This window comes from Candidatus Aquicultor secundus (assembly GCF_002791875.1).
In the GTDB taxonomy this organism is placed as follows: Bacteria; Actinomycetota; Aquicultoria; order Aquicultorales; family Aquicultoraceae; genus Aquicultor_A; species Aquicultor_A secundus.
This window is the reverse complement of sequence record NZ_PFNG01000049.1, coordinates 1-347: the sequence shown is the minus strand read 5'-3', so window position 1 is coordinate 347 and position 347 is coordinate 1. Positions and strand designations below refer to the sequence as shown.

Annotated in this window: 1 protein-coding gene; it reads left to right on the top strand. The window is 55.9% G+C overall.

The annotated features are described in order from the left end of the window. A partial coding sequence (locus COY37_RS02025; RefSeq protein WP_286975788.1) for a phosphopantothenoylcysteine decarboxylase domain-containing protein occupies positions 1-347 on the top strand: 347 nt, incomplete at both ends.

Below are 347 nucleotides of genomic sequence, written 5' to 3'. Positions count from 1 at the left end.
ATATCCTTCGCAAATCCCACGACCTGGCCGGAAAGACCATTATGATTACCGCCGGCGGTACGCGGGAGCCCATCGACCCCGTTCGCTTTATTGGGAACCGTTCATCGGGCAAAATGGGCTACGCGATAGCCGAGGCCGCCCGTGCCCGTGGCGCTAAAGTTATCCTGGTTTCCGGGCCGACGTGTTTAAATCCCCCGCTGGGGGCACATACCATATATGTAGAAACAGCGCAGCAGATGTATGACGCGGTGATGGAGAACCTTTATCAAGTGGATGCGGTCGTTATGACGGCTGCGGTCGCCGACTTCAGACCGTCGTCCTCAGGCATCGAGAAGATAAAAAAAGAG